Source organism: Streptomyces sp. NBC_00872 (assembly GCF_045161915.1).
GTDB lineage: Bacteria > Actinomycetota > Actinomycetes > Streptomycetales > Streptomycetaceae > Streptomyces.
On record NZ_CP108806.1, the window covers coordinates 3,638,283 to 3,660,266 of the forward strand.

Sequence of the window (21,984 nt, forward strand, 5' to 3'; positions counted from 1 at the left end):
CCTTGCGATGCTCCCCCGTAGCCTGAACGGCACGGGAGGTACCCCCTCCACCAGCCGCCCCGGGCTGATCCATGAAGACCGACCGGACAGGACCTGGGACGCCGGACTGACAGCCCGCGCCCGCCTTGGAAAGTCGGGAAGTCCCCGTCCGGTCACACGGTGTGACGAAAACCCCTGTCCGACCCCGCGCCGGCCCTCCGTAAACACTTTCCCCCGTCGCATGAGCAAATGGTCACGAAAATGTATCGGGCATATCGACCATCGTCCTTCACATGAGGACCACACTTTGGCTAGCGTGCTCGGTCAGGCACCCCGTACCCCCGAAGGCGACCCGCGCCGAGCGGGCGGCCTATGCCGAAATCGGACATTCCATAGGGAAGTTCGACGGAAGGAGATGCTGGCCTTGGCGTCGCATCGCAAGTCGCGCACCCGTAGCGGAGTACGCACCAACTCCCCCGCCGTCGGGATCACGACGGCCGCCCTCGCTTCGGTCACGCTGCTCTCGGCGCAGAGCGCGAACGCCGCGCCCACCGAACCCCGGCCGTCCGTCGAAGAGGTGCAGAAGAAGGTCGACGATCTGTACCGCCAGGCCGGCGGCGCCACACAGCAGTACAACAAGGCGAAGGAAGCCACGGAGAAGCAGAAGCGCGCCGTGGGCCGGGTGCTGGACGAGGTCGCCAAGCGCGCGGACAAGCTGAACGAGGCCCGCCGTACGCTGGGCAACTTCGCGGCCGAGCAGTACCGCGAGGGCGGGCTCACCCAGACCGCCGCCCTGCTGTTCTCCGACAGCCCGCAGGCGTACTTCGAGCAGACGCAGATGATGGACCGGCTGTCGGACCGTCAGAGCGCCGTCCTCGCCGACTACCAGGCGCAGCAGGCCGCGGCGGCGAAGGAGCGGGCGGAGGCGACGAAGAGCCTGGAGTCGCTCACCGAGTCGCAGGCCACGCTGCGGACCAGCAAGGAGAACGTACAGAAGAAGCTCGGGACGGCCCGTGCGCTGCTGTCGCGGCTGACCGCGGAGGAGCAGGAGCGGCTGGCGGCGCTGGAGCGCAAGAAGGGAGAGGAGGCCCGCCGGAAGGCGGAGGCGAAGGCCAAGGAGGAGGCCCGCGCCCAGGCGGAGGCCGAGCGCGAGCGAGAGCGGCAGCAGGCTCAGTCCCCGGCGACCGGTACGGGCACAGGTACGGGCGCGGGTACGGATTCGGGCACGGGAACGGGCTCCGGATCCGGATCCGGATCCGGATCCGGATCCGCCGACAGCGGTTACGCCACCAAGGCCGCGAAGGTGCTCGCCTTCGCACGCGCGCAGATAGGCAAGCCGTACGTCTGGGGCGCGTCGGGCCCCAGTTCGTACGACTGCTCGGGCCTGACCCAGGCCGCCTGGCGGGAAGCGGGCGTGCAACTGCCGCGCACCACCTGGGAGCAGGTCGAGACCGGCACGCGCGTCGCGACGGGGGATCTGCTCCCCGGCGATCTGGTCTTCTTCTACGACGACATCAGCCATGTCGGCATCTACATAGGCGACGGCATGATGATCCACGCCCCCAAGCCGGGCGCGAACGTCCGCGAGGAGTCGATCTACTACATGCCGATCTACGGGAGCGTCCGCCCGGCCTGATCGGTTCCACGCGCCCGATCCGTCCGATCCACCTGATCCGTCTCATCTGTCCGATCAGCTCGATCGGTTCGATCCACGACGGAACGCGCTACACGGAAGCCCACGTCGTCGACCTGGAAGCTCGGGTGGCTGCGTCGGCGGGCGGAGGCCCGGCAGCTCCAGTGCTCGTCGAACCAGCCACCGCCACGCAGCACCCGGTAGGTGCCGTAGACCTCGGCGTCGTAGACGTCCCAGCACCAGTCCCAGACGTTGCCGAGCATGTCGTGAAAGCCCCACGGGTTGGCGCGCTTGCCGCCCACGTCGTGGATCCGTCCGTGCGAGTTGTCGCGGTACCACGCGATCTCGTCGAGCGGCCCGTAACCCGGGCCGCTCGTACCGGCCCGGCAGGCGTGCTCCCACTCGGCCTCGGTCGGCAGCCGGTAGCCGTCGGCGGACGCGTCCCACTCGACGCCCTCGCCGCTGCCCTCGGCCTCCGCCTCGGCCCCGGCGTGGAGGCGGTAGACGGGTGTGAACCCGTCGTTCAGGGACAGGGCGTTGCAGAACCGGACCGCGTCCGACCAGGAAACGCTCTCGACGGGCAACCGGTCCCCCTGGGCGGTGCCGGGCCGCTCGCCGGTGATCCGTGCGTACAACGCCTGGGTGACCGGGAACGCCCCGAGCCGGTAGGGCGCGAGCTCGACCGTCCAGCTTCGCCGTGTCCGCCGGTCCGACAGTGTCACCCGCCCCGGCGGGACGGTGATCATCTTGGTCGCCGCGCTCATACTCACGGCACTCCCGTCACTTACGGCACTCACGGCGCTCGCGTCGTTCACGGCACTCGCGTCCACGCCGTCAGGTCCAGACCGTGGCGATGAGGATATTGACCACCGTCAGACCGCCGACGGCCAGACTGCCGACGGCGCCGAACAGGCCCTTCGATGAGTACGTCCATGGCCGGAGCCTAACGGGGGCCATATCACCTCTCCGAGGTGAGGTGGGGCTCTCTTTCCCTTTCGGCCGGGTCGGACCGGAAGGGCACCGTTCCGCCCGGATCGTGGTGATCACAAAGCGCTTCGGAAGCTTCACCTCCAGCCAATAGCGGCCATGCCGACACCGGGCTGTGACCTTGCGCCATAGCGTCCCTCTCCAGGCGGTCGACTCGTACCGCCGGGCCCGGACCGTACGGGTCCGAGGAACCCAGGAACTCAAGGAAGTGGACGCCCTCGTGGCAGCGCACCGAAAACGCAAGCAGCGCCGGCTCACCGGTCCGGCCGGCCGCACCGCCCTCACCCTCGCCCTCGCCGGCGCCGCGACCGCCACCGCCTCGGGCGCTCCCGCGCACGCGGAGCCCCAGCTCACCCCCGCCCAGGTCAAGGCCGAGATCGACAGCCTGTACGAGCAGGCCGAGGTCGCCACCGAGCGGTACAACGGGGCGAAGGAGAAGGCGGACGAGGCACGGGCCTCGCTGGCGCGGCTGCGTGACGAGGCCACCCGCAGAACGGACCGGCTCAACGTCTCACGCAACGCGCTCGGCTCGATCGCCACCGCGCAGTACCGCACGGGCGGCCTCGACCCCGCCGTACAGCTCGCGCTCAGCTCCAGGCCCGACGACTTCCTCGAACGCGCAGGACTGGCCGAACGCGCCGGAGCCCGTCAGGCCGCCATGGCCGCCGGGATCCGCAAGGAACTCGCCGCGATCGCCCAGCTCCGCAGCCGGGCCGACGGACGGCTCGACGAGCTCGGGGCCCGCCGGTCGGAGCTGGCCCGCCACAAGTCCACCATCGAGGCGAAGCTCGACTCCGCACGGCGGCTTCTGGACCGGCTGGACCCCGCGCAGCGCACCGGGTACGGCGAGGACGGCGAAACGGGACTGTACGGGCCTGGCGGGGCGGCCGGCAGCGCGGTGGGGGCGATGGACTCCCGCGCGGCGGCGGCCGTCGCCTTCGCGTACGGGGCGATCGGCAAGCCGTACGTCTGGGGCGCGACCGGGCCCGGTTCCTTCGACTGCTCGGGGCTGACCCAGGCCGCCTGGCGCGCGGCGGGCGTATCCCTTCCCCGTACCACGTACACGCAGATCAACGCGGGACAGCGCGTCACACGCGACCGGCTCGCCCCCGGTGATCTCGTGTTCTTCTTCTCCGGTGTCAGCCATGTCGGGATCTATGTCGGCGGGGGGCAGATGATCCATGCCCCGCGCCCCGGCTCGGCGGTGCGGCTGGCGCCGATCGACCAGATGCCGTTCGCGGGAGCCGCCCGGCCCGCGTAACCGGGACGCCCGGGTAACCGGGACGGCCACGCGATCGGGACGGCCACGCGATTGGGACGCCCGCGTACCGGGCAGGGCCGCACGGCTGATCCGGACGGGCCGACGCGTAACCAGGACGGACCTTCCGGGGTGCCCCGCCCCACCCTTCACGCCACGATGAGCAGCAGTATGCCGTCGGCCGTGAAAGGGAAGCCGTGAGACGAGCCACCGCCGTCACCGCGTCCGTCCTCACCGTCGGCGCGCTCTTCGTCCTGGCCCCCGTCGGCGTCACGCCCGAGGGTTGCGGCGATCTCTCCAACGGGCGGCTCTGCATCGAGGGCCCGATCGGTGGTTCGGGCCGGTTCACCACGTGGTACGTCCAGCACGCGGACCGGCCCGGCACCGCCGTACGCCTCGGCTATCAGCGCAAGGACGACCGGATCGTCGCGTTCCCCGGCTGGTTCGGGACCCAGCGCACCCAGGGCGGGCGGGCCGCGCTGAGCGGCACGCTCAGGACCGCGCCGGGAGAGTGCGTACGCGGCCTGCTGGAGCACGGGGACAGGACGTACGTCACCGAGTGGCACTGCTCGTAGGGCACATGCGTACGGCGCCCCAGGACGGCGTTGGACCGGCCCGCGCGTCCCCGTCAGACCAGCCTGCGCGCCGTCGCCCATCGCGTCAGCTCATGCCGGTTGGAGAGCTGGAGCTTCCTGAGGACCGCCGAGACATGCGACTCCACGGTCTTCACCGAGATGAAGAGCTGCTTGGCGATCTCCTTGTACGCGTATCCCCGGGCGATCAGCCGCAGCACCTCACGCTCCCGCTGGGTGAGCCGGTCCAGGTCCTCGTCCACCGGCGGCGCGTCCGTCGACGCGAACGCGTCGAGGACGAAGCCGGCCAGCCGGGGCGAGAAGACCGCGTCGCCCTCCTGCACCCGGAAGATCGAGTCGACCAGATCGGTGCCGGTGATCGTCTTGGTGACATAGCCGCGGGCGCCGCCCCTGATCACCCCGATGACATCCTCGGCGGCATCGGAGACCGACAGCGCCAGGAAGCGCACCGGATTCTCGCCCGCGACCATCAGCGGCGCGCAGCGGCGCAGCACTTCCACACCGCCCCCGCCCGGCAGATGGACGTCGAGCAGCACCACCTCGGGGCGGGTCGCCGTGATCACGGTGACCGCCTGGTCCACATCGGCCGCCTCACCGACGACCTCGACACCGGTCTGTTCGGTACGGCCGATCTCCGCCTGCACGCCGGTACGGAACATCCGGTGGTCGTCGACGAGCACGACCCGTACACGACGGCCGTCCCCGGCCCGGCCCCCGCCGCTGTCCGCCGGATTGCCCTCGGCCTGTACGCCCTCGCTCATGGTCTCTGCCCCTCGTCCTGGTAGTGGTCACCGCGCGGGACACGGGTCATCCGTCCGCCCGCTCCATCTCCAGCTCGACCTCGGTGCCGCCGCCCGGCACCGAACGCAGCCGCGCCGTCCCGCCGTTGCGCTGCATCCGGCCGATGATCGACTCCCGTACGCCCATACGGTCGGCCGGCACCGCGTCCACGTCGAACCCGGGGCCGCGGTCCCGTACGGAGAGAAAGACCGTACGGCCCTCCACCTCCGCGAAGACCTGCACCGCGCCCCCATCGCCACCGTACTTGGCGGCGTTGACCATCGCCTCGCGTGCGGCCTGCATCTGTGCCGCCAGTTTCTCGTCGAGCGGGCAGTCGCCGACGACCACGACCTCGATCGGCACCCCGTGGTGGTCCTCCACCTCGGCCGCCGTCCGCTTCACCGCCTCGGCGAGGGTGGTGGGCTCGTCCTCCTCGTCCTTGCCCCGGCCCTCCGGCTTGTAGAGCCAGGCGCGCAGCTCACGCTCCTGGGCGCGGGCGAGTCTGCGGACCTCGCCCGGCTCGTCGGCATTGCGCTGGATCAGGGTGAGGGTGTGCAGCACGGAGTCATGGACATGCGCGGCGACCTCGGCGCGCTCCTGGGCGCGGATGCGCATCAGACGCTCCTCCGAGAGGTCCTGTGTCATCCGTACGAGCCAGGGCCCGGCGAGCAGCGCGACCCCGGCGACGACGGCGATGGCACCGGTCAGCACGTTGCCGAGCTGGGCCGCCGAGCCGCGCACCACCATGAAGACGGCGAGGCCCAGACCGACCAGGGCGACTCCCGCGAGGGTGCGCGCGAGCTGGAACAGCCTTCGGCGGCGGCCGACCTCGGTCCAGCGGGCGCGGCGCGCGTTGTCCGCCTGACGCCAGACCAGGACGACGCCCGCGCCTGTCAGCAGCAGGGGCCAGATGTAGCGGTCGGCGTGGCTGCGGCCGAAACTGACGTTGCCGACGAAGACGCCGGCGCCGATCACCAGGGCTATCAGTGCGAAGACCTGGCCCTTGTCCGGCTTGCGGAGCCGGCGCCTGCCGTCGGGGCTGATCTCGAAGACGGAGCGTGACTCGACCGCCGTGCCGCCGACGCCGAGCGGGACGACGATCCAGAAGACGGCGTAGAGCAGCGCGCCGAGACCCTGGGTGAAGAAGAGACCGAGGAAGACGAGCCGTACCCAGACGACCGGCAGCCCGAGATGCCCGGCGAGACCGCGCGCCACACCGCCGAGAAGACGGCCGTCGGCGCTGCGGTACAGCTTGCGCGTCGGCGGCTCCTCCGGCGCCGGGGCACGGGCGGCGGAGGGCGCGGTGGGGCGGGGCGGGGCGGCTGGCATGCCTTCGATGGTCACATGGCGGGGTGTGGGGGGACATCAGGGTCGGACCCCTGACGCGACCCTGATGCCGTACCGGTCCCGGATCCAGGGGGCCGTAACGGTGCGGAACCCAGGAGTCGCGGCAGTGCCGGACCTCAGGGCTGTGACGCTCCGCACCCCTGGATGGCGCGGGAAGGTTCCTGCGGGGACTCGTCCCTCCGGAACGGCGCACACGCAAACGTCCATGATCCCCGAAGCCACCCCGGGACCAATATCAGGGTGAGCCCAGGGTCGGGATGGCTGGAGGCGCGGGACACGGACCGTCACCATGGACATATGACCCAGCCGTCGGCCCCGCCGCCTTCCGCGTCGGCCGCCGCGCCGCCCCCGGCGTCCGCTTCCGCATCCGCCCCGGGCTCCGCGCCGCCGCCTCTCGCGCCTCCTCAGCTTCAGCGCAGCCCGCGCCAGAAGGTGTTCGCCGGTGTGTGCGGCGGGCTCGGGCGGTATTGCGACGTGGATCCGGTGATCTTCCGGATCGTCGTCGGGGTGCTCACGGTCACCGGCGGGATCGGGCTGATCTTCTACGGCTTCGCGTGGCTGCTGATCCCGCTGGACGGCGAGGAGGAGAACGAGGCCCGCAGACTGCTGTCGGGACGGGTCGACGGGGCTTCGCTGATCGCCGTGCTGCTCGCGCTGATCGGCTGCGGACTGTTCCTGTCCATGCTGGGCGATGACGGCACCCTCGGCTTCGCCGCCATGCTGTCGCTCGCCGTCGTGGGCTCCGCCGTGTGGTCGCAGCGTCGCCGGGCCGCCGTGCCCGACGGGGCGGCGCTCGACCCGGCGACGGCGCAGGCCGTGGCGGAGGCCCCTCCGGAGACGATGGCGCCGCCGATACCCGGCATCCACTCGTGGTGGCGTGACCCGATAGTCAAGGACGGCACCACGGGCCCGGCCGTGGGGGTCTATCTGTGGGGTCCTGAGGACAGCGGGAGCGGCGCGGACCGGTCGTGGCACCGCTCGGCCACCTCCACGCGCCCGACGCGCCCCGAGGGGTCGCACGGGATCGGCGGCAGCGTCCTGCTGCTCGCGCTCATCGCGGGCGGGCTCGGCACGGGCCTGTCGTGGGAGAGCCAGCCGTTCGGTACGAGCGTCGAGACGGGACTGGCCTGCGCGCTCGCGGTCTTCGGGATCGGTCTCGCGGTCAGCGCCTTCCTGGGCCGCACCGGTGTCGGGACGATCTTTCTGACGGTGGTCACCGCCGGGCTGCTCGCGGGTGCGTCGGCCGTTCCGAAGAACATCACCACGGAGTGGGGCCGTCAGCACTGGACGCCCGTCTCGGTCGCCGCGGTGCAGCCTCGGTACGAGCTGGGCTCGGGCGTCGGCACACTCGACCTGTCCGGGCTCTCCGTACCCAAGGGCCGCACCGTCAGTACGTCCGCCGAGGTGGGCGCCGGGCAGCTCAAGGTCGTCGTACCGCGAGGAGTGACCGTGAGACTGCGTGCCCAGGCGGGGCTCGGGGATGTCCGGCTGCCGGGAGACCCGCCGAACGATGTGGACATAGCCCCGGACCGGTCCCGGCAGCGCACGCTGACCCCGCGCGCGGGGTCGGCCCCGGCCGGCACGCTGGATCTGGAGCTGGAAGTCGGCCTCGGCCAGGTGGAGGTGACCCGTGCTGCGTCATGAGATCCGTCCCGGCCGGCTGATCGCGGGACTGGCGGTGCTGGGCGCGGCGGTCGCGTACGCCGGTGACGCGGCGGGCTCCTGGCACACACCGTGGTACGCCGCGTTCCCGGTGGTCTTCGGCGGTCTCTTCCTGGCCTCCTGCGTCTCCGCCGCCGACTACCTCATACGTCGCCGCCGGTCGGCCAGGAGGGCGTCGAGGGAGAGGACGGGAGCGCCGGCGAGCACCAGCGGCAGCCAGGCCATCAAATAGGCGAGGTCGTTGCCGTAGTAGTACGGGTCGCTCTGCCAGCTCACGGTCAGCCATAGGCTCAGCGAGATCAGGGCACCGCCGAACGCGGCGAGCCGGGCCAGCACCCCGAAGAGCGTGCCCAGGCCGACGGCGAGTTCACCGATGGCGATGGCGTACCCGAACCCCGAGGGGCTCTTGAGCGCGAGATCGACCAGCGCGGGGATGGCCGAGCTGTCCCGGACCCCCCGCATCAGCTCGCCGACCGACCCCGGGCCGGTCGCCGAGAAGAATCCGCCCTGGGTCAGTTTGTCGATTCCCGCGTAGATGAAGGTGACGCCGAGAAAGATCCGCAACGGCAGCAGGGCGAAGCGTGTGGCGTTCTCCCGCCAGCCGCGCCGCTCACCGCCGACCTGTCCATAGGTGTCCGTCCGGTAGCCATACGTCATCGCCGGTCCGCCTCTCCCTGTCCCACACCGCTGCCACGGGAGCCGCTGCTCCCGTGTGCCCTTGCCCATCCATACGGATACGACCCGTCCGGCGCTCAGTGAACCAGCCGCCGGACCTCAGAAATCGGCCATGCCTGTGAAGGGTTTGAACAACAGCGCTCAAGATACGTACCGATGCGGTCGGTCCGACGCGGTCAGTCCATGACCTCGACGATCACGCGGTTGGTCTCCACTCCCGCCGCGGTCACGACCTGCACCTCGACGGAACCCGGCTCCACATCGACCGGTACGGGCACGGTGAGACAGGTGTCCGACGGATTGGCGAAGCCGCCGGGCACGGGCACCAGCGGTACATGCACATGGACGGAGCCGATCCGCACGACCATCCGGGCCAGCCGGTCCGGGGTGCCCGCGCCGGGGGGTACGAAACCGGCGCCGCGGATCTCGATGTCGTCGCCGGTACGGATGGGGGCGTCCAGGTCGCCCGCCTCCCTGGCCCGTACCACCGAGAGGACGAGGGGCCGCCCGCCCTCCGCGTACTTGCCCGCGAAGTAGGTGGCGGCGGAGACGGCGACCAGCAGGGCGAGCGCCCAGGGCAGATCGGGAAGCTGCTCGGGCCGCCGGGCCAGACGGACACCGGAGAAGAGGAGCGCGACGACATTGACCACCGCGTACTGCACATCGGTGAAGCTGCCGCGCCCGCCGTCGTCACAGAGCAGATCGGCCAGCCGCGGGCGTTCGGCCCGTACCTTCTGGAGCCGCTGGGCCAGTACGCGTACGGACACCACCCGGCGGACGACCACGGCGATCCCGCACACCACGGCCAGGACCGTCACCATGCCCGCGCCCCGGGCCAGATCGAGCCCGGCGATCAGTTCGTCGCGCCGGCCGTGTCCGGAGGCGCCCGCGAGCTGGAGGGCGAGCACGAGCACGGAGAAGACGACGAGCAGCACCCAGGCGGAGGCGATGGTCCGTGAGGTGGACAGCCGGTTGTCCTCACCGATCAGCGGTGCGAGCAGTCCGCCACGGGCGCGGTGGAGCCGGGCCGCGACGGTCAGCAGCCCCGCGACGACGAGCGCGGCGACCAGTCCGGCCGTACGGGCGGCGCTCCAGCCGGCCCCGATCGCGGTCGCGGTCTGTGCCAGCGCGAGCGCCACGACCGCGCCCCACACCACCAGCAGCGTGTGCCGCCAGACGGAGTGCAGCCAGGCGTCCCCCGCCTCGCGGCTGCGATCGGCCACCGCCCGCGCGGACTGGGTGAGTTCGTCCGACACCCACTGCCGGGAGGCGCCCGCGGAGTGCGCGACCGCGACCGGCAGCCCGTGCCCCGCGGCCAGTTCGTCCCGCTTCGCCAGGAACGCGGCCACGGCACGCCGATGCCCCTCGCGCGCTCCGTGCGGGCAGTCGCCGCACGTACAGCCCCCGCCGTGCGCGCCCTCTCTTGCCACTTGCACAGCCACGCCGAATGCCGCCTTCCCCGCCCCGCCCACGAACTTCCTTGCTACGCCTGGGAATTGTGCCGTACGGAGTGAGGTACGCGCGCAATCGGTCCGGCCGTGGTCGCCACCGCTCGCGCGGTCACTCCCACTCGATGGTGCCCGGCGGCTTGCTCGTCACATCGAGGACCACGCGGTTCACATCCGCGACCTCGTTGGTGATCCGGGTGGAGATCCGGGCCAGCACGTCGTACGGCATCCGCGTCCAGTCCGCGGTCATCGCGTCCTCGGACGAGACGGGGCGCAGCACGATCGGATGACCGTACGACCGTCCGTCGCCCTGGACGCCGACGGACCGTACATCCGCGAGCAGGACCACCGGGCACTGCCAGATGTCACGGTCGAGACCGGCCGCGGTCAGCTCCTCGCGGGCGATCGCGTCCGCCTCGCGCAGCAGGTCGAGGCGCTCGCGCGTGACCTCGCCGACGATACGGATACCGAGCCCGGGGCCGGGGAAGGGCTGGCGGTGGACGATCTCGTCCGGCAGGCCCAGCTCCTGGCCGACCATCCGGACCTCGTCCTTGAAGAGCTGCCGCAGCGGCTCGACGAGCTCGAACTCGATGTCGTCGGGAAGCCCGCCGACATTGTGGTGGGACTTGATGTTGGCGGTGCCGGTGCCGCCGCCCGACTCGACGACGTCCGGGTAGAGCGTGCCCTGTACGAGGAAGGCGACGTCCTCGCCCTCCGCGCCCGCCTCGGCGACGATCTCGGCCTGGGCCTGCTCGAAGACCCGGATGAACTCACGGCCGATGATCTTCCGCTTCTGCTCGGGGTCGGAGACCCCGGCCAGCGCGGCGAGGAAGCGCTCCTGCGCGTCGACGACCTTGAGCTGGACGCCCGTGGCGGCGACGAAGTCCTTCTCGACCTGCTCCGTCTCACCCTTGCGCATCAGACCGTGATCGACATAGACGCAGGTGAGCTGGTCTCCGATGGCCCGCTGGACCAGCGCGGCGGCCACGGCCGAGTCCACGCCGCCCGACAGACCGCAGATGGCGCGCTTGGTGCCGACCCGCTCACGGACGAGGGCGATCTGCTCGTCCAGCACATTGGCGGTGGTCCAGGTCGGCTCGATACCGGCGCCCCGGTAGAGGAAGTGCTCCAGGACCTGCTGACCGTAGGTGGAGTGCATCACCTCGGGGTGGTGCTGGACTCCGTACAGCCTCTTCTCGTCGTTCTCGAAGGCCGCGACGGGCACGACGTCCGTGGACGCGGTGACGGTGAACCCGGCGGGCGCGGCGGAACAGGCGTCGCCGTGCGACATCCAGACCGCCTGCTCGGCCGGGGTGCCCTCGAAGAGGGTGGAACCGGTCTTGGAGACATGCAGCGGGGTACGGCCGTACTCACGCGCGCCCGTGTTGTCGACGGTCCCGCCGAGCGCGGTCGCCATCAGCTGGAAGCCGTAGCACATACCGAAGACCGGGACGCCGGCCTCGAAGAGCGCGCTGTCGACGCTGGGAGCCTTCTCCGCGTAGACGGAGGACGGGCCGCCGGAGAGGATGACCGCCCTGGGCTTCTTCGCCAGCATCTCGGCCACGGGCATCGTGGACGGGACGATCTCGCTGTAGACCCGGGCCTCGCGGACGCGTCGGGCGATGAGCTGGGCGTACTGCGCACCGAAGTCGACGACGAGGACGACATCGGGGGCGGCGGCGGGGGGCGCTGCTGGCACGGGGCGGCCTTCCGGCGTTACTTACATGGGTTCTGGTTGTCTCGATTCTAACGGGGAGCGACGACGGGCCGGGGCCGCCGATACGTCTCACCATCCGGCCCGTTTTGACCCGCGCGGGGGCGCCGGGTCCATACTGTCGGCATGCGCGAGCAGCAGACCTTCGTCTTTACCTATGGCACCGGCCCGTCCGGCTGCCATGGTCGTGCTGCTTGAACTGACACGCGACTTCCCAGGCGCCCCGGGCCGACAAGGCCCGGGGCGTCTGTCGCGTTCGGGGCCGTACGACCTTCGGGGCGCACCGCACTCCCGACAAGGACCCCGAGATGAAGACCACCTCCACCGCCACCTCCACCTCAACCACCTCCACCGCCTCCTCGACCGCTTCCACCGGCGCGCGTACGGACGAGGCCGCCACGCTGATCGGCGGCGCGCGGGAACGGATCGACGCGCTGGACGACCGGATCATCGGTCTCGTCCAGGAACGGATGGCGGTCTCGGCCGCCGTCCAGGACGCCCGGATCACCTCCGGGGGCCGCCGCGTCCATCTCTCCCGTGAGATGGAGATCCTCGGCCGCTACCGGGAGGCCCTCGGCAAGCCGGGCACGGCCCTGGCGATGACCCTGCTGGAGCTGAGCCGGGGCCGTATCTGAGTTCGGGTACGGCTCTCACCCGTACGGCGCGTGACCGGACCCGCGAGGGCCTCGTTGGACCAGGCGTCCGTGCCACCCAGGGGCGGGCTCGCAGAGATGGCAGAGAACCACGCGTGGCCACCGCCGGGGCGTGCGACGTACCGCAGATACGTCGTGGGACCTCGTCCCGGCGTTCGTGACCGGTAGGCAGGGGACAGCAGCCCGGTCACCCCATGGCGGTCGGTTCCGGGGACGCCCGGACCGACCGCCCGGCGAGCTTCGAACCCGCTCCCCCCTCGGTCCTCGCCTCGATCCTCGATCCTCGATCCTCGGCGCTCGATCCTCGGCGCTCGGTCCTCGGCGCTCGGCCGTCTGTCGACACATGCGCGGCATACGCGCGGCCGACGCATACGCACGGCCCGTCTGTGGACACACGTACGACTACGACTGAACATGTGACACAGGCCACTTAAAGATTCTGTGAAGTCGGCTGCAACCATCGCCCCATGTCACGGGTCTTGCTTGCGTAATGACCGGCCTCACCTGCGACCTCCATATCCGGGAAGGCCCAACGACTCCGTACCGCGCCCGCGCGGTGCGCCGGATTTCCCTGAGGTCTCATGAAGCTTCGCCGTGCCATGGCCGTCGCCGCCGCGACCGCCGTTATCGCGCCCGCCGCGCTCTTCTCGGCGCCGGCCGCGTACGCGCACGGCGACGGCACGGTCACCACGACCGAGTCACCCTCCGCGAGTCCTTCCGAGAGCACCACGTCTCCGGCCCCGGAGGACTCGGAGAGCGGCACGCCCTCGGCTCCGCCGCCCGCCACGAGCGGTACGCCGTCGAGCCCGGCCACCTCGGAGAGCTCCACGCCGGCTTCTTCCCCGCCCGCGACCGGGACCAGCGTTCCCTCCACTCCCGGCGCGAGCCCGAGCGACGAGCCGAGCGAGGGACCGGCGGGCTGCCTGGACGAGAACGGGGAGGTCATCTTCGGCAAGGACCTCCGGACCGCCGTCAGCGGGCTGCCCGAGAAGATCGTCGCGGGCAGCGGCTTCCACGCCCTCAAGCTCAACGTCACGAACAAGAGCGACGAGGACTTCAAGCGCGTCGACTTCGGCGTCTTCGCGAGCCGGCTCGTCGACGAGGAGCCGGGCGACGAGACAGGCCAGGAAACGGACCGGTATCTGGCGCTCCAGTTCAAGGACCCCGAGTCGGGTGTGTGGGAGGACATCTCCCTCGACGAGGAGGACGAGAACTACGGCTACATCGGCTACACCGAGGTCAAGGCCAAGCAGTCGTACACCATCGATCTGCGGCTGAGCGTGGCCAAGTCGGCCCCGGCCGGTCCCGGTGTCGTCTTCAGTATCGGTCTGCACTCGGACTCCGACGGCAACTGCGTCATCGAGGACAACGACACCTTCTACGAGTTCGAGATCCTCGGCGCCGGTGCGGATCCGGGCGAGCCCAACGAGGCCGAGCCGCAGGAGGGTGGCAAGAAGCCGCTCCCCAAGCCCACGGGTGACAACGAGATCAAGCCGCAGGGCAGCCTGGCCGAGACCGGATCGTCCTCGATGGTGCCCGTCATCGGTATGGCCGGCGCGATCGCGATCGTCGCCGGTGCCGGTGTGGTGTTCGCGCTGAGGCGCCGCCAGGGCAGCGCCGTCGCGTAACCCGCGTACGGCCCGCATACACGCCAGAGGCGCTGCACTCGGAGGGGGGTGCAGCGCCTCTGGCGCGTCCACGGCTTCCAGGACGTCCAGGGCACCCACGTCCACGGCATGCACGGCCGCGATGCCCACGGCCGCTTCTCAGATCCGCTTCGGCGGGAAGATCCGCTTCGGCGGGACCGTCGGTATGCCCAGGAACGGCAGCCTCAGCGCGCCGAACGCCTCCGCCGGAACCGCCGGGGACACCGGTTCGACCGGGTGGGGACGCACATACGCGGTGCCCGCGCCCTGTTCGGGGCGGGGATCCGGCTCGCCCTTGTTCGGCCAGAAGGACATCGCGCGCTCGGCCTGGGCCGTGATCGTCAGGGACGGATTCACGCCCGGATTCGCCGAGACCGCCGAGCCGTCGACCACCGAGATACCGGGGTGTCCGTACAGCCGGTGGTACGGGTCGATCACGCCCTCCTCCGCCGAGGCCCCGATGACACATCCGCCCAGGAAGTGCGCGGTCAGCGGTGTCCCCAGCAGTTCACCGACATTGCTGCCCGCGAAGCCGTCGATCTCCTCGGCGATGAGCGTCGCGGCCCGGGTCGCCTCCGGTATCTGCTTGGGGTTGGGGGCGCCATGCCCCTGGCGCGCGGTGAGCAGGCCCTTTCCCGGTCCGCCCGGTCTGCGGTACGTCGTCAGCGAGTTGTCCAGCGACTGCATGACCAGACCGATGATGGTCCGCTCCGACCAGCGGCGGTTGGAGAGCGAGCGGAGCAGCCACAGCGGGTGCCTCGCCGCGTTCCCGAGCCAGGCCCGTACACGACGGTCGCTCACCGGGACCTGGACGATGGACAGCGCGCCCATCGCGTTGGAGCCCTTGCCGTAACGCACCGGCTCGATATGCGTCGAAGCGTTCGGATGGACCGAGGACGTGATGGCGACGCCCCGCGTGAAGTCGGCCCTGGCCGCGCCGTGCCGCGCGCGGTAGCGCCGGTTGCCGGTCTGCGCGCCCACCAGCGCCTCGGAGTTGGTACGGGTCAGCTCGCCCAGCCGCGCGGAGACACGCGGCAGCAGGCCTTGGTCCCTCATCGTGTGCAGCAGGGTCTGCGTGCCGTACGTACCCGCCGCGATCACGACCTGGCGGGCGCGCAGGACACGCGTACGGTCGCGGCCCCGCCGGCCCGGCCGGCGACCCCATCGGCGGGCGTCCGTGGGGACGGTGGTCACGCGGAAGCCGCACGCCTTCGCCTCCGTCCTCTCCCCCGCCTTCTCCGCAGCACCCTCCCCCGCCCTCTCCCCGGCGTCCGTCTCCTCCTCCACCGCGATCACCGAGGTCATCGGGTGGATGACCGCCCCCGCCCGCTCGGCGAGATAGAGATAGTTCTCGTCGAGGGTGTTCTTCGCCCCGTGCCGGCACCCCGTCATGCACTCGCCGCACTCGGTGCAGGCCCTGCGCGAGGGCCCGGCCCCGCCGAAGTACGGATCGTCGACGGCCGCGCCCGGCTCGGCTCTCGCCGTACCGTCGGCGTCCTCGCCGTCCCCGAAGAAGACACCGACCGGCGCGGGATGGAAGCTGTCGCCGACACCCATCGCCTCGGCCGCCGCCTTGAGATGGACGTCCGAGGGGGTCATGGTCGGGTTGAGCCGTACGCCGAGCATCCGCCGGGCCTGGTCGTAGTACGGCCTCAGCTCCCGCTCCCAGTCGGTGATCGCCGCCCACTGGGGGTCCTCGAAGAACGCGGCGGGCGGTACGTACAGCGTGTTGGCGTAGTTGAGCGAGCCGCCGCCGACCCCGGCGCCCGCCAGCACCATCACATCGCCGAGCAGATGGATCCGCTGGATGCCGTAGAGGCCGAGGGCCGGTGCCCAGAGGTAGTTCCTGATGTCCCAGGAGCTCTTGGGGAGGGTCTCGCGGGTGAAGCGGCGGCCCGCCTCCAGGACACCGACGCGATACCCCTTCTCGGTCAGCCGCAGCGCGGAGACCGAGCCCCCGAAACCCGAACCGACCACGATCACGTCGTAGTCGTACTCGGCGTCGTACTCGGCGTCGTTCCCGGCGTCGCCCTGATTCCGGGCATGGCTGTTCTGTCGCACTGGCTCTCCTCATCGAGAACGACCGGTCGAACTACCGCAGCCCCAGCGCTTTCATGGCCCGCAGACTGCGGCTCATGAAGGCCGCGTACCTCTCGTCGCTCATGCCGAAGGACGGGGCGAGGGGCATGATCCGCTGCTGTGCGACGGTCTGGGCCTCGGTGTACTTGAGGATGCCCTCGGCGCCGTGCCGCCGGCCGAGCCCGGAGTCCTTCATGCCGCCCATCGGCGCCCGCACACTGCCGTACGCCGCCGCGTACCCCTCGTTGATGTTGACCGTGCCGGCCCGCAGCCGGGCCGCCACCGCGTGACCGCGTCCCGCGTCCTTCGTCCACACACCGGCGTTGAGGCCGTAGGGCGTGGCATTGGCGAGCCGGATCGCCTCGTCCTCGTCGCCGAACCGGTAGACGGACACGACCGGGCCGAACGTCTCCTCCGTACAGACCGCCATCGGTGCCTCGACGCCTTCGAGGATGGTCGGCTCGTAGAAGAGCGGGCCGATGTCGGGGCGCGCGACACCGCCCGCGACGACCGTGGCGCCCTTGGCGACGGCCTCCTCGACATGGCGTGTGACCGTCGCGAGCTGGCGCCCGCTCACGAGGGAGCCCATGTCCGCGCCGTAGGCGAGCGCGTTGCCGAGCCGCATCGCCTTCGTACGGGCGGCGAACCGCGCCATGAACGCGTCGGCCACCGACTCGTGGACGTACAGCCGCTCGATGGAGACGCAGAGCTGGCCCGCGGAGGAGAAACAGGCGCGCACCGCGCCCGCCGCGGCCTTCTCCACATCCGCGTCCTTCAGGACCAGCATGGCGTTCTTGCCGCCCAGTTCGAGCGAGACACCGACGAGCCGGTCCGCCGCGCCCCTGGCGACCTCACGGCCGGTACGGGTGGAGCCGGTGAAGGAGACGTAGTCGGCGTGCCTGACGATCTCGGGACCGACGACCGGACCCTCGCCGAGCACCACCTGGAATGCCTCGGCGGGCAGTCCGGCCTCGATCAGCAGATCGCGGGCCCAGAGCGCGGTGAGCGCGGTCCCGGTGTCGGGCTTCATCACCACGGCGTTACCGGCGGCGAACGCGGGCAGGGCGTCGCCGACGGAGAGTTCGAGGGGGTAGTTCCAGGGGGCGATCTGGCCGACGACCCCGCGCGGCTGACGGAGTTCGGTGACCTTGGTGAGGACCGGAATGGCCCCGGTGTGGCGCTTCGGCCGCAGATACGAGCCCGCCGAGCGCCCGTAGTGGCGGGCGGCGACGGCGACGGCCTGGACCTCCTCATGGGCGTGCAGCCGGGCCTTGCCGGTTTCGAGCTGGATCAGATCGAGCACCTCGGCCTGGCGCTCCAGTACGAGATCGTGGAAGCGGAGCAGTACGGCGGCCCGCCGCCGTACCGGGAGGCCGGCCCAGCCGGGCTGGGCGGCACGGGCCCGCTCGAAGGCGGTCGCCACGTCCTCGGGGGTCGACTCGGGCAGGTCCGCCAGCTTCTCCCCGGTGAGGGGGGTGTGGTTGGCGGTACGGCGGGAACCGACGACACCATGGGTGAGCTGGGCGACCACCTCGGGGGTGACCACATCGGCCGCGGTGCGCGCGCCGGCCGGGGCGGCTGCCACGGGGTTGGTACCGGCGCCCGCGCCGGGAGCCTGCGAGTCCGTCATGAGGCCGAGGGTAGGGCGCGTGGCGGGCTTTGGGTACCCGCCGGTAACACCTTTTCACCGGCCGCCCGTCGGTCACTCACCGTGTGCTCGCCGTGTGCTCGCCGGCCTACGACTGCCCGGTGTCGAGATGGTCGACGACGTTCGCGTACAGCTCCTCGCCGTCCTTCACCGCCGCGCCCTCCGCGGGCATGGCCACCCGCAGCCGCAGATAGACATTGTTCTCACCGGGGATGACGAGTTCGTGCCAGCGGTAGCGGATCGGGTCGTCGTCCGAAGCGCTGTACGGCGTGAAGTCGACAACGGTCTCGAAGCCTTCCTTGCCCTGGTGCACGATGTTCTTGTTGGTGACCTCGGCGTCCTTGATCTCCATGCCGTTCGATCCACCACGCTCGTAGTGCGCCTTCCAGACGGTCGGCCTCGGCGCGAGGATGTCCTCGTCGTCCGCCTGCTGCTGGACGCGCTCCGCGTAGATGGAGAAGACACCGCTGGGGTCCTGGTAGGTGACGCCGGTGCCATTGGTGCTCTGGGTGCGCTTGTACTCGTCGGGGACCCCGATCTTGGCGCCGAGGATCTCGTTCTCCGGACGGATTCCCCAGCCCTCGGGCAGCTTGTCGCCCCCGAACGGATCGGCCAGGATCAGAAACAGGGCGAGCGCCACGGCGAGTACCCCGCTGCCGAGTCCGTACCGCGCCGCGCGGCTGCCGTACAGCACCGGCGGCACCCACGCGGCGGCGCCCGTCGGCCGCTGCCCACCACCGGGTCCCCAGCCGCCGCCCCTGCCACCGCTCCCGCCACCGTTGGGCTGTGTCGGGACGAGCGGGGTCGGCGGCCGTATCACCGAGTCGAGGACCGCCCGGATCTCCGCCGCGTCCGGCCGCTCGGCCGGGTCCTTGCGCAGAAGCTGCATCACCAGTGTGCCCAGGGCCCCGGATCCACGGGCGGGCATCTGCGGTTCGGCGGAGAGCACGGCCTGAAGCGTGGCGGGGACGTTGGAGCGGCGGTACGGGGACATGCCCTCGACCGCCGCGTACAGCACGACCCCAAGCGACCACAGGTCCGACTCGGGTCCCGGCCGCTGTCCCAGCACCCGCTCGGGCGCGATGAACTCGGGCGAGCCGACGAACGAACCGGTCTCGGTCAGCCCCTGCTCGCCCTCGATCTGGGCGATGCCGAAATCGCTCAGAACGACCCGGTCACCACGGCCCAGCAGAACGTTGTCCGGCTTGACGTCACGGTGCAGTACGCCCTTCTCGTGCGCCGCCGTGAGCCCGTCGAGTACGGCGAGTCCGATACGGGCGGCCTCGCGCGGGTCGAGCGTGCCCTCCTGGAGCCGGTCGGCGAGCGACTGACCGCGCACCAGCTCCATCACGATCCACGGTTTGGCGTCCTCGATCACCACGTCGTGCATGGTGACCACCGAGGGGTGGTCGATCTTGGCGGCGGAACGCGCCTCCCGTTGCATCCGCAGATAGACGCGGTCCCGGTCGCGATCGCTCAAGTGGTCGGGAACGCGCGGCTCCTTGACCGCCACATCGCGGTCCACGACCTCGTCGTGCGCCAGCCAGACCGTGCCCATACCGCCGTGCCCGAGGCGGGAGACCAGCCGGTACCGGCCACCGAGCAGCCTCCCCACGGCCGGATCGCCCACCGGGGCACCCGCCGTCGCGACGTGCGACGCGGCCTGCGGTACGGCCTGCGGTACGGCCTGCGGTACGGCCTGCGGTACGGCCTGCGGTACGGCCTCTCGCGCGCCCTGCGGCGCGCCCTGGGGAGGAATCGGAACCTGTGCGGGATTCGGTGGCTGGAGTGCGTAACTGGTCGGCTCGTCCACCCGTCCGCCGACTCCCCCGTCGTTGGTCATGCGCACATCCTTACGAAGAGTGGTCGCGGTCGCCAGCGTGAAAGCGGAGCAGATGCAGAGCCGTGACAGTGGGAGAGAAAGTAAACGTGCATGTGAACATGAACCTCACGGCGGACGAGGTGAGTTGCCGGCGCTTGCCGGCGCACGGGATCGGTGTACGGGATCAGCGCACGGGGGTGGGCACAGGCACGCGCGCCGGTACGGGGACGAAGGAGTCGAGGGCGGTGTCGAAGTGCGCCCGCGCCGTGTGGAGTCCGTCCAGCGGGGCCGAGACCCAGACGTCGTACATCCGCCCGTCCTGGTCCCAGCAGAGGTCGGAGGTGTGGCGCTCGCCCTCCTCCCGTGAGAAGCCGTTCCAGGTGAACTCCCAGAGTGCCGCCGGGAATCCGTTGTGCGTGGTACGGGTGACACTGCCGTCGTGGTAACCGGGGTTGGTGTCCGCGCCGTTGGCGTCCGAAAGGCGCATGGCCCCGACCGGACCGGCGGGGATCGCGGGCTGCACGCGGACGCCGATCCGGAACGCCCCGTCGCGCGACATGTAGAGGACCCGCTTGTCGTCGTGGGAGCGGAGGAATCCGTCGGGGACGGCGAGGGTGTAGCCCATCGGGTCGTCGACGAGGTGATAGCCGGGGGGAGCGGGCGCCGGCGAGGTGGAAGGCGTCCGTACGGGAGTCACCGGGGGCGCGGTGCCGGGCGTGGGACCGGACCCGAGGGTGGCATCGCTGTCGGGTGGAGCGCCGGTATCGGCGGTGGCGTCGCTGTCGGCGGCGGCGTGGGACGTACGGCTCGGGCGGCCGTCCGTACGGTCGCCGTCGCCCGCGCCGTTCCGGAGCAGGACCACCGACAGGGCGCCCGCGCCGACCATCATCGCGACCACCGCGCAGGCGACGAGTGCGGTACGGCGGCCACGGCGGCCGGACGCGTCCACGGGCACGGCGCGGAAGGCGGGACCACCGAGGGGCCGACGCCGGGACACGGACGCGAAGGACGACACCGGCACCGGCACCGGCACCGGCGACACGGGCGATCCGGCCGGAGGGATCTCCTGGGCCTGGGCCGACGCGGCCGACGCGGCCGGGGCCGACGGCGGAAGCGCCGAGGATGGCGTCCCTACGGGCGCTCCGGGCGGATCGGACAGAGGCGGTACGGGGACTCCCGTGGCCACGTACGCGCGCAGCAGCCGTTCCGCCCCCGCCGCGTCGAGCCTGTGCTCCGGATCGCGCTCCAGCAGCCCCCGTACAACGGGCAGCAACGGCCCGGCCGCGGCGGGCGGCCGGATCTCGGCCTGCACCACCGCGTGCAGCACCCCGGCCAACGAGTCGCGGTGGAACGGCGATTCACCGCTCAGCATCGCGCACAGCAGCGCGCCGAGCGACCAGAGGTCCGACGCCGGACCGGCCACGTCGCCGTCCAGCACCCGCTCGGGGGCGGTGTACTCGGGCGAACCCACGAACGAACCCGGATCGGTGATCGTCGTGGTGCCCACCAGCCGCGCGATACCGAAGTCGGTCAGTACGACCCGTCCGGTGCCGTCCTCCAGCAGTACGTTGGCGGGTTTGAGATCCCGGTGCAGCACTCCGAGTTCATGCGCGGCACGCAGCGCGCCCAGCAGCGCGAGCCCGATCCGTGCCGCCTCGGGCGGGTCGACGGGTCCCTGCCCGGCGAGCCGGTCGGCGAGCGAACCGCCTTCGACCAGCTCCATCACGATATAGGGGCGGCCGTCCTCCTCCACGACATCGTGGACGACGACCACATGGGGATGTCTGACCCGGGCGACGGCACGCGCCTCGCGCAGTGTCGCGATGCCCTCGCCGTCGTGCGCCGCGTGGAGTTCCTTGACGGCGACGGGCCGGCCGAGGAGGTCGTCGTCGGCCCGCCATACGATGCCCATGCCACCGCGCCCGAGCCTGGTGCCGAGCCGGTAGCGCCCGGCGATCAGCCGCGCGTCCGGGGCCGGGGACTGCCGGCCCTCCGAGGGCCGCCCACTCTCCGAAGGCTGCCGACTGTCCGAAAGCTGCCTGCCGTCCGGGGGCCGCCCA

The 21,984-nt window shown here is 71.3% G+C and carries 17 protein-coding genes; 6 read left to right on the forward strand and 11 right to left on the reverse strand.

Annotated elements, in window-relative coordinates:
• The first annotated feature begins 403 nt into the window (after window positions 1-403).
• The gene (locus tag OG214_RS15425) at window positions 404-1,615 is read left to right on the forward strand and encodes an NlpC/P60 family protein (protein WP_405985070.1); all 1,212 of its coding nucleotides are present in this window, start codon (window positions 404-406) and stop codon (window positions 1,613-1,615) included.
• Here OG214_RS15425 and OG214_RS15430 read toward each other — a convergent pair.
• Together OG214_RS15430 and OG214_RS15435 are read right to left on the reverse strand one after the other, a co-directional pair.
• Entirely contained in the window at window positions 1,591-2,376 is a 786-nt protein-coding gene (locus OG214_RS15430; protein ID WP_405985071.1) for a formylglycine-generating enzyme family protein, read from the reverse strand. The two genes, OG214_RS15425 and OG214_RS15430, sit on opposite strands and share 25 nt — an antisense overlap.
• 70 nt (window positions 2,377-2,446) lie before the next feature.
• The gene (locus tag OG214_RS15435; RefSeq protein WP_405985072.1) at window positions 2,447-2,569 is read right to left on the reverse strand and encodes a hypothetical protein; all 123 of its coding nucleotides are present in this window, start codon (window positions 2,567-2,569) and stop codon (window positions 2,447-2,449) included.
• Window positions 2,570-2,819: 250 nt separating this feature from the next.
• Between OG214_RS15435 and OG214_RS15440 the strand changes: the two genes are divergently transcribed.
• Window positions 2,820-3,860, forward strand: a complete 1,041-nt coding sequence (locus OG214_RS15440) for an NlpC/P60 family protein (protein ID WP_405985073.1) — start codon at window positions 2,820-2,822, stop codon at window positions 3,858-3,860.
• A gap of 194 nt (window positions 3,861-4,054) precedes the next feature.
• Window positions 4,055-4,432, forward strand: a complete 378-nt coding sequence (locus OG214_RS15445; RefSeq protein WP_363080400.1) for a hypothetical protein — start codon at window positions 4,055-4,057, stop codon at window positions 4,430-4,432.
• Between the two features lie 53 nt (window positions 4,433-4,485).
• Here OG214_RS15445 and OG214_RS15450 read toward each other — a convergent pair whose 3' ends face one another.
• Together OG214_RS15450 and OG214_RS15455 are read right to left on the reverse strand one after the other, a co-directional pair.
• Complete coding sequence (locus OG214_RS15450; protein WP_363080401.1) at window positions 4,486-5,211, reverse strand: response regulator transcription factor; 726 nt, start codon at window positions 5,209-5,211, stop codon at window positions 4,486-4,488.
• A 46-nt stretch (window positions 5,212-5,257) separates the two neighbouring features.
• The gene (locus tag OG214_RS15455; RefSeq protein WP_363080402.1) at window positions 5,258-6,559 is read right to left on the reverse strand and encodes a PspC domain-containing protein; all 1,302 of its coding nucleotides are present in this window, start codon (window positions 6,557-6,559) and stop codon (window positions 5,258-5,260) included.
• A 315-nt stretch (window positions 6,560-6,874) separates the two neighbouring features.
• On the opposite strand from OG214_RS15455, the gene OG214_RS15460 reads away from it, so the two are divergent.
• Complete coding sequence (locus OG214_RS15460) at window positions 6,875-8,221, forward strand: PspC domain-containing protein (protein WP_405985074.1); 1,347 nt, start codon at window positions 6,875-6,877, stop codon at window positions 8,219-8,221.
• Between the two features lie 156 nt (window positions 8,222-8,377).
• Here OG214_RS15460 and OG214_RS15465 read toward each other — a convergent pair whose 3' ends face one another.
• The 3 genes from OG214_RS15465 to guaA form a co-directional block, all read right to left on the reverse strand.
• Window positions 8,378-8,896: a DoxX family protein gene (locus tag OG214_RS15465; protein ID WP_363080405.1), complete on the reverse strand. Its 519-nt coding sequence runs from the start codon at window positions 8,894-8,896 to the stop codon at window positions 8,378-8,380.
• Window positions 8,897-9,090: 194 nt separating this feature from the next.
• Entirely contained in the window at window positions 9,091-10,356 is a 1,266-nt protein-coding gene (locus OG214_RS15470) for a hypothetical protein (RefSeq protein WP_383031969.1), read from the reverse strand.
• Window positions 10,357-10,474: 118 nt separating this feature from the next.
• Window positions 10,475-12,061, reverse strand: a complete 1,587-nt coding sequence (gene guaA, locus OG214_RS15475; RefSeq protein WP_363080407.1) for a glutamine-hydrolyzing GMP synthase — start codon at window positions 12,059-12,061, stop codon at window positions 10,475-10,477.
• Between the two features lie 323 nt (window positions 12,062-12,384).
• Here guaA and OG214_RS15480 point away from each other — a divergent pair, with 323 nt between their 5' ends.
• Window positions 12,385-12,711 (forward strand): chorismate mutase, encoded by a 327-nt coding sequence (locus OG214_RS15480; protein WP_405985075.1) that lies wholly within the window; start codon window positions 12,385-12,387, stop codon window positions 12,709-12,711.
• A gap of 599 nt (window positions 12,712-13,310) precedes the next feature.
• A complete protein-coding gene (locus OG214_RS15485) occupies window positions 13,311-14,357 on the forward strand; it encodes an LAETG motif-containing sortase-dependent surface protein (protein WP_405985076.1) in 1,047 nt (348 codons plus the stop codon).
• A gap of 138 nt (window positions 14,358-14,495) precedes the next feature.
• Here OG214_RS15485 and OG214_RS15490 read toward each other — a convergent pair whose 3' ends face one another.
• The 4 genes from OG214_RS15490 to OG214_RS15505 form a co-directional block, all read right to left on the reverse strand.
• Window positions 14,496-16,436 carry a GMC oxidoreductase gene (locus tag OG214_RS15490; RefSeq protein WP_405985077.1) on the reverse strand — a complete coding sequence of 647 codons (1,941 nt, stop codon included), beginning with the start codon at window positions 16,434-16,436 and terminating at the stop codon, window positions 14,496-14,498.
• A gap of 31 nt (window positions 16,437-16,467) precedes the next feature.
• Window positions 16,468-18,084 (reverse strand): succinic semialdehyde dehydrogenase, encoded by a 1,617-nt coding sequence (locus OG214_RS15495; RefSeq protein WP_405985078.1) that lies wholly within the window; start codon window positions 18,082-18,084, stop codon window positions 16,468-16,470.
• Window positions 18,085-18,190: 106 nt separating this feature from the next.
• The gene (locus tag OG214_RS15500; protein WP_405985079.1) at window positions 18,191-19,945 is read right to left on the reverse strand and encodes a protein kinase domain-containing protein; all 1,755 of its coding nucleotides are present in this window, start codon (window positions 19,943-19,945) and stop codon (window positions 18,191-18,193) included.
• A gap of 163 nt (window positions 19,946-20,108) precedes the next feature.
• Complete coding sequence (locus OG214_RS15505; protein WP_405987515.1) at window positions 20,109-21,884, reverse strand: serine/threonine-protein kinase; 1,776 nt, start codon at window positions 21,882-21,884, stop codon at window positions 20,109-20,111.
• Window positions 21,885-21,984 lie beyond the last annotated feature (100 nt).